The 13110-nt window shown below is 63.8% G+C and carries 11 protein-coding genes and 2 riboswitches; of the genes, 7 read left to right on the top strand and 4 right to left on the bottom strand.

Translation table 11 applies throughout. The annotated features are described in order from the left end of the window. The first annotated feature begins 18 nt into the window (after positions 1-18). Both TU80_RS22125 and nfuA read left to right on the top strand, forming a co-directional pair. The gene (locus tag TU80_RS22125) at positions 19-2313 is read left to right on the top strand and encodes a fatty acid cis/trans isomerase (protein ID WP_057005419.1); all 2295 of its coding nucleotides are present in this window, start codon (positions 19-21) and stop codon (positions 2311-2313) included. Positions 2314-2407: 94 nt separating this feature from the next. Next, positions 2408-2992, top strand: a complete 585-nt coding sequence (gene nfuA / locus TU80_RS22120; protein WP_003190728.1) for a Fe-S biogenesis protein NfuA — start codon at positions 2408-2410, stop codon at positions 2990-2992. Between the two features lie 252 nt (positions 2993-3244). Here nfuA and cobM read toward each other — a convergent pair whose 3' ends face one another. From cobM to TU80_RS22100, 4 genes are all read right to left on the bottom strand, one after another. Then, the gene (gene cobM / locus TU80_RS22115) at positions 3245-3991 is read right to left on the bottom strand and encodes a precorrin-4 C(11)-methyltransferase (protein ID WP_046383141.1); all 747 of its coding nucleotides are present in this window, start codon (positions 3989-3991) and stop codon (positions 3245-3247) included. Positions 3992-4061: 70 nt separating this feature from the next. Then, on the bottom strand, positions 4062-4454 hold the full coding sequence (locus TU80_RS22110) for a cobalamin biosynthesis protein (protein WP_057005418.1): 393 nt from the start codon (positions 4452-4454) through the stop codon (positions 4062-4064). Then, positions 4451-5155 carry a CbtA family protein gene (locus TU80_RS22105; protein ID WP_057005417.1) on the bottom strand — a complete coding sequence of 235 codons (705 nt, stop codon included), beginning with the start codon at positions 5153-5155 and terminating at the stop codon, positions 4451-4453. Before TU80_RS22105 ends, TU80_RS22110 begins: the two co-directional genes overlap by 4 nt. A gap of 11 nt (positions 5156-5166) precedes the next feature. Then, positions 5167-5355 (bottom strand): CbtB domain-containing protein, encoded by a 189-nt coding sequence (locus tag TU80_RS22100; RefSeq protein WP_017846597.1) that lies wholly within the window; start codon positions 5353-5355, stop codon positions 5167-5169. Between the two features lie 97 nt (positions 5356-5452). Beyond that, positions 5453-5662: riboswitch (cobalamin riboswitch) on the bottom strand. 41 nt (positions 5663-5703) lie between these two features. Continuing rightward, a riboswitch (cobalamin riboswitch) is annotated at positions 5704-5903 on the top strand. Between the two features lie 92 nt (positions 5904-5995). Here TU80_RS22100 and cobW point away from each other — a divergent pair. The 5 genes from cobW to TU80_RS22075 all read left to right on the top strand — a co-directional run. After that, positions 5996-7063 (top strand): cobalamin biosynthesis protein CobW, encoded by a 1068-nt coding sequence (gene cobW / locus TU80_RS22095; RefSeq protein ID WP_046383143.1) that lies wholly within the window; start codon positions 5996-5998, stop codon positions 7061-7063. Between the two features lie 3 nt (positions 7064-7066). Further along, positions 7067-10828 (top strand): cobaltochelatase subunit CobN, encoded by a 3762-nt coding sequence (gene cobN / locus TU80_RS22090; RefSeq protein ID WP_057005416.1) that lies wholly within the window; start codon positions 7067-7069, stop codon positions 10826-10828. Next, positions 10828-11829: a magnesium chelatase ATPase subunit I gene (locus TU80_RS22085; RefSeq protein ID WP_057005415.1), complete on the top strand. Its 1002-nt coding sequence runs from the start codon at positions 10828-10830 to the stop codon at positions 11827-11829. The genes cobN and TU80_RS22085 overlap by 1 nt, the downstream gene beginning before the upstream one ends. Before the next feature lie 53 nt (positions 11830-11882). Continuing rightward, positions 11883-12485: a vWA domain-containing protein gene (locus TU80_RS22080; protein ID WP_057005414.1), complete on the top strand. Its 603-nt coding sequence runs from the start codon at positions 11883-11885 to the stop codon at positions 12483-12485. A 110-nt stretch (positions 12486-12595) separates the two neighbouring features. After that, the coding region (locus TU80_RS22075; protein ID WP_248843152.1) for a contractile injection system protein, VgrG/Pvc8 family at positions 12596-13110 on the top strand (515 nt) is incomplete at its 3' end.

Here is a 13110-nt window from a genome sequence, read left to right as displayed (position 1 = left end):
CATATCGGGACCAGGCTCATGCCGTATCGCATCATCATCAGCTTCGTTCTGTTGCTGATTGGCAGCACTACACAGGCCCAAGATCCCGCTCCGGCGCTTTCCTACACCCGTGATATCCAACCGATCTTCACTGAGAAGTGCGTGGCGTGCCATGCCTGCTACGACTCGGCCTGCCAGTTGAACCTGGGCAGTGGCGAGGGCGCGGCGCGGGGGGCGACCAAGGTGCTGGTCTACGATGGTGATCGCAGTCAGGCGACCAAGCCGACGCGTCTGTTCTACGACGCGTTCGGCAAGGCTGCCTGGCGGCACGAAGGCTTCACTTCCGTGCTCGACGCCCAAGGCAGCCAGGCTGCGTTGATGGCGCGCATGCTCGAACTGGGCCACAGCCGCGCGCCGTTGCAGCCCAACGGCAAGCTGCCGGACGACATCGTGCTGGGCCTGAACCGCGAGAACATGTGCCCGCTGCCAGAGGAGTTCGACACTTACGCCGACGTGCACCCCAATGAAGGTATGCCGCTGGCCGTGACCGGCTTGAGCGACCAGCAGTACCAGACCCTGCGACGCTGGCTGGCCTCCGGTGCGCCGATTGACCAGCAGGGCGTGGCGCCAAGTGCCCAGGAAGCCGCGCAAGTGCTGCAGTGGGAAAACCTGCTCAACGCCCCCGGCGCCCGCGAAAGCCTGGTCGCCCGCTGGCTGTTTGAACACCTGTTTATCGCACATCTGTATTTCGAAGGCGGTGAGCCGGGGCATTTCTTCCAGTGGGTCCGCTCGCGCACCCCCAGTGGGCAGCCGATCGACCTGATCAATACCCGTCGCCCCAACGACGATCCCGGTACCCGGATCTACTACCGGCTGTGGCCGATACAAGGGGTGATCGTCCATAAGACCCACATCACGTACCCGCTCAGCGCGGCGAAAATGGAACGGGTCAAAGCCTTGTTCTACAGCGGCGACTGGCAGGTCAGCGCCTTGCCAGGCTACGGTCCGGGCCGTCGTGCCAACCCGTTCGAGACGTTCGAGGCGATTCCGGCCCAGGCGCGCTACCAGTTCATGCTCGATAATGCCGAGTACTTTGTCCGCACCTTCATCCGCGGCCCGGTGTGCCGGGGCCAGATCGCCACGGACGTGATCCGCGACAACTTCTGGGCGCTGTTCCAGGCCCCCGAACACGACCTGTACATCACCGATCCGCTCTATCGCGGCCGGGCCACGCCGTTGCTGGCAATGCCCGGGCAGAACGACGACGTGGGCAGCGTGCTCAGCCTGTGGCTCAAGTACCGTGACAAGCGCAACGAGTACGAAGCGCTGCGTCGCTACCGCTATGGCGAGTTGCCGGCGCCCGGTTGGTCGACGCTGTGGGCCGGCAACGACAATGCGTTGTTGAGCATCTTCCGTCACTTCGACAGCGCGTCGGTCAATAAAGGCCTGATCGGTGAAGTCCCGCAGACAATGTGGTTGTTCGATTATCCGTTGCTGGAGCGCACCTACTACCAATTGGTGGTCAACTTCGACGTGTTCGGCAACGTCTCCCATCAGGCCCAGACCCGCTTGTACTTCGACCTGATCCGCAATGGCGCCGAACAGAACTTCCTGCGCCTGATGCCGGCCAATTCGCGGGACGATTTCCTCGACGATTGGTATCAGAACGGCGGCAAGGTCAAGTTGTGGATGGACTATGAGTCGATCGACGACGATAAACCCACCGGCCTGAAACTGAATGAAAAAGACCCGAAGCGCGATTTCGTCAACCAGTTGCTGGCGCGTTATGGCGACCTCAATGCCAGCCCAGACCCGATCAATCGCTGTGTCGGCGCCTACTGCTCGCGGCCGGGCCTCGAACCGGTGCTGCGCGATGCCGAGCAGGCCCTGAGTCGCCTGACGTCACGCCCGGCGGCGGGGCTCAAGGTCATCGACCAATTGCCGGAAGCGACCATGCTGCGCATCGAAACCCGCACCGGTCATCGCGAGGTCTACAGCCTGCTGCGCAACCGTGCCCACAGTAATGTCGCGTTCATGCTGGGTGAGGCTTCTCGCTATCAACCGGGCCTGGACACGTTGACGGTCTACCCCGGCGTGCTGAGCAGTTATCCGAACTTCATGTTCAATATCCCGGCCGAGCAAGTGCCGGCGTTCGTCGCGGCCATGGAAAGTGCCCGCGACGCCCAGCACTTCGAGAAGATCGTCGATCGTTGGGGTGTGCGTCGCAGTCATCCGCAGTTCTGGGAGTACTTCCACGATCTGTCGACCTACGTCCGCGAAACCACGCCGTTGGAAGAGGGTGTGCTGGATATGAACCGCTATGAAAACCTCTGACGGCGATGGCGAGGCTTTTCCGACAAAATTACTGGGGCTTTGTATCTGCGTAATATTTTGGCGTAAACTGCCAGCAAGCCTGTGAGGAGTTTCCATGACTGCCATAACCATTACCGACGCCGCCCACGATTACCTGGCTGACCTGCTGTCCAAGCAGAACACCCCGGGTATCGGCATCCGCGTCTTTATCACCCAGCCTGGCACCCAGTACGCCGAGACGTGCATCGCCTACTGCAAGCCGGGCGAAGAGAAGCCGGAAGACACCGCGCTGGGGCTGAAAAGCTTCACCGCGTATATCGATGCCTTCAGCGAAGCGTTCCTCGACGACGCGGTGGTCGACTACGCCACTGACCGCATGGGCGGCCAATTGACCATCAAGGCGCCGAACGCCAAGGTGCCGAACGTCAATGCCGACAGCCCGGTCAACGAGCGCATCAATTACTACCTGCAAACCGAGATCAACCCTGGGCTGGCCAGCCACGGTGGGCAGGTCAGCTTGATCGATGTGGTGGATGACGGTATCGCCGTATTGAAGTTCGGCGGCGGCTGCCAGGGCTGCGGCCAGGCGGATGTGACCCTGCGTGAAGGCATCGAGCGTACCTTGCTGGAGCGCATTCCGGAGCTCAAGGGCGTCCGCGATGTGACTGACCATACGCAGAAAGAAAACGCCTACTACTGAGTCAGGTGTTCGCTGCGAGCAAAAAAACGGCGCCCCGTGAGCGCCGTTTTTTATGCTTAAAATTCAACTGCTTACGCGACCTACCTAACGCTGAAAATTAAGTGTGGGAGGGAGCTTGCTCCCGATAGCGGTGTATCTGTCGATTGATAAGTCGACTGACCCGCCGCTATCGGGAGCAAGCTCCCTCCCACATTTTATTTTGTGTTTGTTTAGTTAAATTAGTGTTTTATGTTTGTTTTTTGATGTTTTTGATTAGGGGCGGTACAGGTGTGCATGCCCGGCCCGATACAGCGACGACGCGCTGAAACTGTCACTGGCCAGCACCCGACCCACCACAATCAGCGCCGTGCGCCTGAAGCCTTTGGCCGCGACTTTTTCGGCAATGTCGGCCAAGGTGCCGACAGCCCAATCCTGATCCGGCCAGGTCGCGCGGTGTACCACGGCAATCGGGCAATCCGCGCCATAGTGCGGCAGCAATTCGGCGACGATCTTCTCCAAGTGATTGACCCCCAGATGAATCGCCATGGTCGTGCCGTGGCGGGCCAGGCTGTCGAAGTCTTCACCGGCGGGCATGCGGGTTTTATCGGCGTAGCGGGTGAGGATCACGCTCTGGGCGATGTCCGGCAGGGTCAGTTCAGTCTCCAGCAGCGCCGCGCAGGCGGCCACGGCGGTGACGCCGGGAATGATCTGGAACGCAATGCCCAACTCGCGCAACAGGCGGATCTGTTCGCCAATTGCGCCGTATAGGCTTGGATCGCCGGAGTGGACCCGCGCCACATCCTGGCCCTTGGCATCGGCGGCCTTGATCAGCTCGATGATCTGTTCCAGGTGCAGTTCGGCGCTGTTGACCACCTGTTCGGCCTGATGCCCCTCCAGTACCGCCGCCGGCACCAGCGACCCTGCATAGATGATCACCGGGCAACTGCGGATCAGCCGCTGGCCTTTGACGGTGATCAATTCCGGGTCGCCGGGGCCGGCGCCGATGAAGTAGACGGTCATGGACAAATCCTGTGAAAAAACGCGCGAGCATGAAGAACGCTCATGATCGGAAGCGGAGATTATCGCGGTTTCAGTCGACGCAGGCCAATGCCAAGGTGGCCTGGGCGGATTTTTTGCGCGGGACCAACAGGCGCGCAGGGGCGCCGCCGAGTTGTTCGGCCAGGGCCAGGGCGGCGCTTTCGGCGATGCCGTAACAACCGGTATGGGCAAAGGCGACGGCAGACCTGTGGCTCAGGCGGTCGTCATACATCGCCAGGTGCGCCGCGCTGAAGCAGTGCAGCGGCAGGTTCAGCCATTGGGCCAGGGCCAGCAAGCCCGGTTCATCCTGCTTGCGATCAAGGCTGGCCAGGGCGGTGATGCGATGGCGCTCGATACCGCCCTCGGCGAGGGCGGCGTTCAGCAGGTCCAGCAGGGCTTGAAACTCGCAGCCGCGCTGGCAGCCCAGGCCGACCACGAGGGTCATGCGATGTATCGATCGTCGCGGTTGCGGCGAAACAACCAGGCGCTGATCAGCCCCAACGCCAGCCAGAACGCGACGTTGGTCAGTTGCGAGGCGATTTTGAACTGCGCTTCCAGAGCCTCAGGGGCCAGCATCGAATGCACTTCAGGTTGCGGAGCGCCAATCACATGAGGCACCACGAGGATTGCCGCGCCCAGCGCTTTGAGCAGCCAGTTGCCACCGAATACCAGCAGCGCGATACCGGCCGCGGTTGAGGCCGCCGTGCCGATCCACCAGATCTGCCGTTGTGCCAGGTCGGCCGCGGCAGTGCCCGGCAATTCCGGCGGCAGGCCCAGGGTTGGCGCCAACACGAAGGTCGCGTAACCGGCCAGGCCCCACAGCAGGCCTTGAGCCGTGCGAGTCGGCGCGCGCAGGGTGTAGAGCCCGGCGAGCATCAAGGCGAAACCGACCGCCACCACCAGATTGCCGCCGGTGGTCGACAGCACGCGCTGCCAGCCGTCTTCCGGCTCCCAGGCTTCGGCGTCATGGGTGTGTGCAGCGGTGCCAGCAGCGTGCTCGTGTGCCACTTGTGTCGCCGCCGGGGCTTTTTCAAAGGTTTCCGCCTGCATGATCAGCGGGGCGACCCAGAAACTTTGCAGCAGGGTCAACAACAGGGCGGCCAGCAGCCCACTGAAACCTGCGGTTTGCGCAATACGCTTGATCATGTCGGCAGGTCTCAATGGCACGGGAACGCGGCGCTGTGGCGGGTATCGTGGGCGGCGTTGTGTACCGCTTCGATATGCGAGAACCCGGCGAAATACACCAGGCACGCGCCGAGGATCGACGCGCCGATGGCGGCGCCCAGACGTTGGCTCAGGGTGGCGGTGCTGCTGGTGCTAGGCGAGGTGCTGCTGATGATCGACATGGCGCGTCCCTTCAGGGGTTCAGGGTGACACGAGCGCATGCAAAACCCGCGAGCCAGGCACGCAGGGTTCAAACAGCGCCCGCCCACCGCGGGTTTGTTAGATGATTTTTTTCGGGCCGGTCTCCGGGCTTGCGAGGGGACTCTTGAACTGAGTCCTGAAAGCATCGCCTTCCCATGCACAAAGCACAGTGGCCGTGACGCTTCGCTCGCTTACCGTTGCGGGGGCAGCACCGGACTGGTCATATCGCTATGACGCACCGGTTTCCCGTTTCACCCTGTGAAGGGCACCCGAAACAAGGTGTGTAGGAAAGCATGCAGGGCGACGGTAGTCAAATTGACTGAGCCCCTGTAGCCTTGCACCCTCGAGGTTCTTCGGCCCAGGCCGGAGCTAAGAAGGGAACGCGGTTCAAGCCGCGGCTGCCCCCGCAACTGTGAAGGGTTTATCTGACTGCCACGCCACTGCCATCAAGGCGGGAAGGCGCAGCCAGCGCCGGTCGCAAGACCCGCAAGCCCCAAGCCAGGAGACCTGCCTCGCAACTGATTTTTCAATTCAACCGGGCGGGGTGATCCGGTGACGAAATCTGCTGCTGCGCGTCGCGCAGGGCCTATCGTCCCGTATGCCCGCCCCCAAGGGCATCCGATGAAAACACTGGCCAAACTCCCCGTCACCATCGTTACCGGCTTTCTCGGCTCGGGCAAAACCACCTTGCTGCGCCATATGCTCGATAACGCCCAGGGCCGTCGCATCGCGGTGATCGTCAACGAGTTCGGCGAGCTGGGCATCGACGGTGAAATCCTCAAGCAGTGCTCCATCGGTTGCACCGAGGAAGAAGCCAACGGCCGCGTGTATGAACTGGCCAACGGCTGCCTGTGCTGCACCGTGCAGGAAGAGTTCTTCCCGGTGATGCGCGAACTGGTTGCCCGTCGCGGCGACCTTGACCATATCCTCATCGAAACCTCCGGCCTGGCCCTGCCAAAACCCTTGGTCCAGGCGTTCCAGTGGCCGGAAATCCGCAACGCCTGCACGGTCGATGCGGTGATCACCGTGGTCGACAGCCCCGCCGTGGCGGCCGGCACCTTCGCCGCCTTCCCGGATCAGGTCGACGCCCAGCGCAAACTCGACCCGAACCTGGACCACGAATCACCGCTGCATGAACTGTTCGCCGACCAACTGGCCAGCGCCGACCTGGTGATCCTCAACAAGTGCGACCTGATCAGCCCCGACGACCTGGCCCGCGTGCGCCTGGAAGTCGCCGAAGAGTTGCCGCCGGCGGTGAAGATCATCGAAGCCAGCAGCGGTCGGGTACCGCTGGACGTGCTGATCGGCCTGGGCGCCGGCTCCGAAGAGCACATCGACGGTCGCCATAGCCATCACGATCATCATCACGAAGGTGAAGACGATCATGATCATGATCACGATGCGTTCGACTCCATTTCCATCGACTTGCCCCAGTCCGACGAAGCCCTGCTGCTCGACGCCCTGAGCCAATTGGTGGTGCAGCACGGCATCCTGCGCGTCAAAGGCTTCGCGGCGATCCCGAACAAGCCGATGCGCCTGCTGATCCAGGGCGTGGGTACACGCTTCGACAAACACTTCGACCGCGCCTGGAGCGCCGATGAAGCGCGCATCACGCGCCTAGTGCTGATCGGCCAGGACCTCGACGCGGCGGGCCTCGAAGCGCAATTGCGCGCCGCCCTCAGCGTTTAACCCATGCACCTGCTCAGGACCCAGCCCGGCGGTTTCGTCGCGGACGACAACATTGCCGACCTTGGGCAAACCCCCGCCGAGCTGGTGATCCTGTGCAGCGGCGACTCCAGCCTGGCGCTGCTGGCCGAAGCGGCCCAGCAGTTGCCCGAGGATTACCCGAGCCTGCGCCTGGCCAACCCGATGCAGGTGCAGAACCATGCATCGGTGGACCTGTACGTCGATGAAGTGCTGCGCCACGCCAAGGTCATCCTGATTTCCCTGCACGGCGGCATCGGCTATTGGCGTTACGGCGTCGAGCGTCTGGTGGCGTTGGCCGAGCGCGGGGTCACGCTGATCCTGGTGCCGGGGGATGACCGCCCCGACCCGGAACTCAGCGGCCTCAGCACCGTGGATGCCGCAGCGCGTGATCGCCTGTGGCAGTTCTTGCGCCAGGGCGGCCTGGGTAATGCGCTGGATTTTTATCGCTGCCTGGCCAGCGCCTACCTGGGCCGCGACTATGCCTGGGCCGAGCCGCAAACCCTGGCGCGCAGCGCGATTTATCACCCGCGTAAAGCCAATGCGTGCCTCAACGACTGGCAGTTGGATTGGAATCCTGAGTTCCCGGTGGCGGCGGTGCTGTTCTACCGCTCCCATCTGCAAGCGGCCAATACCGGTTTTATCGATGTGTTCTGCCAGCGTCTGCAGGCGGCGGGCCTGAGTCCGTTGCCGATGGCAGTGGCCAGTCTGAAGGAGCCCGGCTGCCTGGCGGTGGTCGAGGACTGGCTGGATGAGGTCGGGGCGGCGGTGATTCTCAACACCACCGGCTTTGCCCAGTCCAGCCCCGAAGCGCCGCATTTGCGCCCGTTTCGCCGCAATATCCCGGTGATCCAGGCGATTTGCGCCCAGGACAACCAACCCGCCTGGCAGGCCAGCGAACAAGGCCTCGGCCCACGCGACCTGGCGATGCACATCGCTTTGCCGGAACTGGACGGGCGCATCATCAGCCGACCGATCAGCTTCAAGGACCTGGCCTGGCGCAGTGAGCGCAGCCAGTCGGACGTGGTGTGCTACCGCGCAGCGCCGGAACGCATGGACTTTGTCGCTGAACTGGCGCGCCGTTGGGTCGAACTGGCGCGGGTGCCGAATGCCGACAAGCGCATCGCCCTGATCCTGGCCAATTACCCGACGCGCGACGGCCGCATCGGCAACGGCGTCGGCCTGGACACGCCGGCGGCGGCGCTGAATATCCTGCGGGCCCTGCAGGCCGAGGGTTATCCGCTGCCCGAAATCCTGCCGGAAAGCGGCACCGCGCTGATCCACGAACTGCTCGGTGGCGTCACCAACGACCTGGACAACCTCGACCTGCGCCCGTGCCACCAAAGCCTGAGCCTGGACGACTACGAGGCGATGTTCAAGCGCCTGCCCGAAGCCAACCGCCAGGCGGTGTTGGAACGCTGGGGCACGCCGCACAACGACCCGATGTGCCGCGATGGCCGCCTGATGATCGCCGGCCTGCGCCTGGGCTTGACGTTTATCGGCATCCAGCCGGCCCGCGGTTATCAGGTGGACGCCAGCGCGGTGTACCACGACCCGGACCTAGTGCCGCCTCACGCTTACCTGGCGTTCTATTTCTGGTTGCGCCACACCTACGGCGCTCACGGCGTGATCCACGTCGGCAAGCACGGCAACCTGGAATGGCTGCCGGGCAAGGGCGTCGGGCTGTCGGAAAATTGCTGGCCCGACGCGCTGCTCGGGCCGCTGCCGAATATCTATCCGTTTATCGTCAACGACCCGGGTGAGGGCGCCCAGGCCAAGCGCCGCACCCAGGCGGTGATCATCGATCACTTGATGCCGCCGCTGACCCGTGCCGAAACCTACGGGCCGCTGCGCGACCTGGAGCTGTTGGCGGACGAATACTACGAAGCGCAACTGCTCGACCCGCGCCGCGCCCGCGAGTTGCAAAAGGACATCCTCAAGCTGGTGCGCGAAACCCGTATCGACCAGGAGCTTGAGCTGGACAGCGAGGCCGACGCGGCGATCTGGCTGCCGCGCCTGGATACCTACCTGTGTGACCTGAAGGAATCGCAGATCCGCGACGGCCTGCATATCTTCGGCGAGTCGCCCCAGGGCCGCTTGCGTATCGACACCTTGCTCGCGTTGCTGCGTATCCCGCGTGGCGACGGCCGAGGCGCGCAATCGAGCCTGTTACAGGTGTTGGCCAAGGCCTTCGAGCTGGGTTTCGACCCGCTGGACTGCGCCCTGGCCGAACCCTGGACCGGACGCCGCCCGGAGGTTTTGCAAAGGATCGATCCACAGCGATGGCGCACCGCTGGTGATACCCGCGAGCGCCTGGAACTGTACGCTGCACGGTTGATCGAACAGGCGCTGGCGGGGCCGCTGGAACAGCTGGAAGAGCCCGGTTGGGAGGGCGTCAAATCCGTCATCGAAAGCCTGCGCAGTGTCGTGGCGCCACGCCTGGATGGGTGCGGCCCGGCGGAAATGCGCGGCCTGCTCGATGCCCTGGGCGGCCGCTTCGTGCCGGCGGGCCCGAGCGGCGCGCCGAGCCGGGGGCGTCTGGATGTGCTGCCCACCGGGCGCAATTTTTTCAGCGTCGACGTGCGCAACCTGCCAACCACCACTGCCTGGCGCATCGGTTTCCAGTCGGCCAACCTGATTCTCGAGCGGCACCTGCAAGACCACGGCGACCACCTGCGCCAGCTCGGCCTGTCGGTGTGGGGCACCGCGACCATGCGTACCGGCGGCGACGATATCGCCCAGGCCATGGCCCTGATGGGGGTACGCCCGGTGTGGGCCACGGGCAGCCAGCGGGTGGACGACTTCGAAATCCTGCCGATCAGCCTGCTGGACCGCCCGCGTGTCGACGTGACTTTGCGCGTGTCCGGGTTCTTCCGGGATGCCTTCGCCAACCTGATCCGCCTGTTCGATGCGGCGGTACAAGCGGTGGCGGCGCTGGACGAGCCTGACGATATGAACCCGCTGGCCGCCAAGGTCCGTTGCGAGCGCCAGGCGTTGCTTGAGTCCGGCCTGGACGAGGCCGCCGCGGCGAAACAGGCGGGCTGGCGTATTTTCGGGGCCAAGCCGGGTGCCTATGGCGCGGGCGTGCAGGGCGCGATCGACGGTCGTTTGTGGCAAAGCCGCGAGGACTTGGCCGAGGTCTACCTGAATTGGGGTGGCTACGCCTATGGTGGCGCCGACGAGGGCACCGCCGCCCGCGGGCAATTCGCCCAACGCCTGAGCCAGGTGCAGGCGGTGCTGCAAAACCAGGACAATCGCGAGCACGACCTGCTCGATTCCAACGATTACTACCAATTCCAGGGCGGCATGCTCGCCGCCGTGGAAACCCTGAGCGGCGACAAGGCCGCCAGCTACCATGGCGACCACAGCCAGCCGGACGTGCCGAAGATCCGCACCTTGAAGGAAGAGCTGAACCGGGTGATCCGTGCCCGCGCCGCCAACCCCAAGTGGATCGAAGGCGTGAAGCGTCATGGCTATAAAGGTGCGTTCGAGATGGCGGCAACCGTGGACAATCTGTTCGCCTTCGACGCCACCACCGCGCTGATCGACGATCACCAATACGCCTTGCTCGCCGACGCCTACCTACTCGACCCCGACACCCGCGCCTTTGTGCAACAGCACAACCCTGATGCCCTGCGGGACATGACCGAGCGCCTGCTCGAAGCCCAGCAGCGTGGCATGTGGCAAGCGCCGGGGGCGTATCGCGAGGCGTTGGAAAACCTGTTGCTGGATATAGAAGAAGACAGCTGATGACTGATATTCCCCATTTCCCGCTGTCGGCCGTGGTCGGTGCCGACGACCTGAAACTCGCGCTGTGCCTGACCGCCATCGACCCGAAGATCGGCGGCGTGCTGATCGAAGGCCCGCGCGGCATGGCCAAGTCCACCCTGGCACGTGGCTTGGCGGACCTGTTGGCCAGCGGTCAATTCGTCACCTTGCCGTTGGGCGCCACCGAAGAGCGCCTGGTCGGCACCTTGGATCTGGATGCAGCATTGGGCGAAGGCCGCGCGCAGTTTTCACCCGGCGTGCTGGCCAAGGCGGATGGTGGGGTGTTGTATGTCGACGAGGTCAACTTACTGCCCGATCATTTGGTGGACCTGCTGCTGGACGTGGCCGCCAGCGGCACCAACCTGATCGAGCGCGACGGCATCTCCCACCGGCATGCGGCGCGTTTTGTGCTGATCGGCACGATGAACCCGGAGGAGGGTGAGTTGCGTCCGCAGTTGCTCGACCGCTTCGGCTTCAATGTGGCCTTGAGCGGGCAAACCGTGCCGGCCGAGCGTGGGCAGATCATCCGCCGGCGCCTCGACTTCGACAGCGACCCCGTGGCCTTCTGCGCGTTGTGGGCCGAACCGCAGGCCGCCCTGCGCGAGCGTTGCACCCGGGCGCGGGCCTGCCTCGAGGCCATTGCATTGGATGACGAGGCGCTGGCACAGATCACCCAACGCTGCTTTGCCGCGGGCGTGGATGGTTTGCGCGCCGACCTTGTCTGGTTGCGTGGCGCAAGAGCGCATGCAGCCTGGCGCGGCGCGACCGCCATCGCCGAGGAAGATATCGAAGCCGTGGCCGAGTTTGCCTTGCGCCATCGTCGCCAGGCGCAGTCCCCGCCGCCCAGCCCGCCCAACCATGAGGGCCAGGCGCCTCAAGCGTCCGACACTTCACCCGGCCAAGGCCAGTGGGGTGATATGCCCGCACCGGCCTTGCCCACGGGCGCTCGCCGAGACGTGCCCGCCTGGCCAAAAAAGCCCTAGGCATCCGCCCCCGACCTGACGCGGGGGCGGATGCCCGGCCCAAGGCGGGGCGACTGGATAAAGGCAGGCACGGCAAGTCGCGCGACGCGCAGCAGGGCTCGATCAATTGGCCGGGCACCTTGCTCGGCGGGCGGCCGCAGTCTCGTGAGGACCTGCGTTTCCACCTGCGCAGCCGCTCGGCCCAGGAGTTATGGTTGGTGATTGTCGACGCGTCGGCGTCGACGCGGCGGCATCGTGCATTGACCGATGCCAAAGGGTTATTGGCGCAACTGTTGGATGACGCCTACCGCCAGCGGGCGCGCATGGCATTGCTGACGGCGAGCGGGCAGTCGCCGAAGTGGCAGGTGCAGGGCCTGAAAGCCGCGAAAAGCCTGGCTGGCTGGCTCGATCAGCTCGGCGCGGGTGGCGGTACGCCGCTGTTGGCAGCGCTGGGCGAGGCGGCGCAATGGCTGGCGGCACGCAGAACGCGTTTCCCCACCGAACAGCAGCGGTTGCTGGTGCTGACTGACGGACGACTCAAGGAGATTGCCGCGTTGCCATCGCTGGATTGCCCGGGGTTATTGGTCGATATCGAGCGCGGGCCGATTCGGTTGGGGAGGGCGCGAGAACTGGCTCAGCGCCTGTGCTTGGATTATCGACATATCGATAGTTTTTAGGCTCTAAAACCAGATCGGGAAGTGTCGCTCTTGTAAAGTCGAATCTTCCGACATTAATCACCGATAACAAATCTTTACTCTCTGGGCTTTCGCGTCCAGGAGTAAAGGGAATGACTTCCAGCGTACTGCCGAGGGTTCTTTTCGATCATGGCCGGCACACCCTGAGTGTGCGCAACATCGAAGCCCGTCTCGACGTGTTGGCCTTTGAAGGCCACGAACACCTGAGCCAGCCCTTCACCTATCGCGTGGAATTCACCAGCACCGAACGTGACCTCGCCGCCGAAACTCTGCTTGGCCAGGACGCCCGTTTCAGCCTGCACGCCGCCCCGCAAAAACCACCGACCTCAGGCTTCAGCGCGCCCGCGGTCAAACCGCTGCGCAGCCTGCACGGCGTGGTCACCGGCTTCAAGCGCCAATCCGGCTCGAACGACCAGGCTCGTTATGAACTCACTCTGCAGCCGCGCCTGGCCCTGCTCGGCCAAGGCAGACAATTTCGCGTCTACCAGCATCAATCCGTGCCGCAGATCGTCGAAAGCATCCTGCGCAGCCGCCACGACTTTGAAGGCCAGGACTTTCTGTTCAGCCTGAAACGCGACTACCCCAGGCGCGAGCAGGTCATGCAATA

The sequence above is a fragment of the Pseudomonas veronii genome (assembly GCF_001439695.1).
GTDB lineage: Bacteria > Pseudomonadota > Gammaproteobacteria > Pseudomonadales > Pseudomonadaceae > Aquipseudomonas > Aquipseudomonas veronii.
Note: the sequence above shows the minus strand (reverse complement) of the source record. Positions and strands in the feature narration are given on the sequence as shown.

Excerpts from the sequence above, each read along its gene's own strand:
- TU80_RS22110 (WP_057005418.1), bottom strand. The coding sequence starts at position 4,454 with ATGACCCTCGTGGTCGGCCTGGGCTGCCAGCGCGGCTGCGAGTTTCAA.
- TU80_RS22100 (WP_017846597.1), bottom strand. The coding sequence starts at position 5,355 with ATGTCGATCATCAGCAGCACCTCGCCTAGCACCAGCAGCACCGCCACC.
- TU80_RS22105 (WP_057005417.1), bottom strand. The coding sequence starts at position 5,155 with ATGATCAAGCGTATTGCGCAAACCGCAGGTTTCAGTGGGCTGCTGGCC.
- cobM (WP_046383141.1), bottom strand. The coding sequence starts at position 3,991 with ATGACCGTCTACTTCATCGGCGCCGGCCCCGGCGACCCGGAATTGATC.
- TU80_RS22125 (WP_057005419.1), top strand. The coding sequence starts at position 19 with ATGCCGTATCGCATCATCATCAGCTTCGTTCTGTTGCTGATTGGCAGC.
- TU80_RS22085 (WP_057005415.1), top strand. The coding sequence starts at position 10,828 with ATGACTGATATTCCCCATTTCCCGCTGTCGGCCGTGGTCGGTGCCGAC.
- cobW (WP_046383143.1), top strand. The coding sequence starts at position 5,996 with ATGAAAACACTGGCCAAACTCCCCGTCACCATCGTTACCGGCTTTCTC.
- cobN (WP_057005416.1), top strand. The coding sequence starts at position 7,067 with ATGCACCTGCTCAGGACCCAGCCCGGCGGTTTCGTCGCGGACGACAAC.
- nfuA (WP_003190728.1), top strand. The coding sequence starts at position 2,408 with ATGACTGCCATAACCATTACCGACGCCGCCCACGATTACCTGGCTGAC.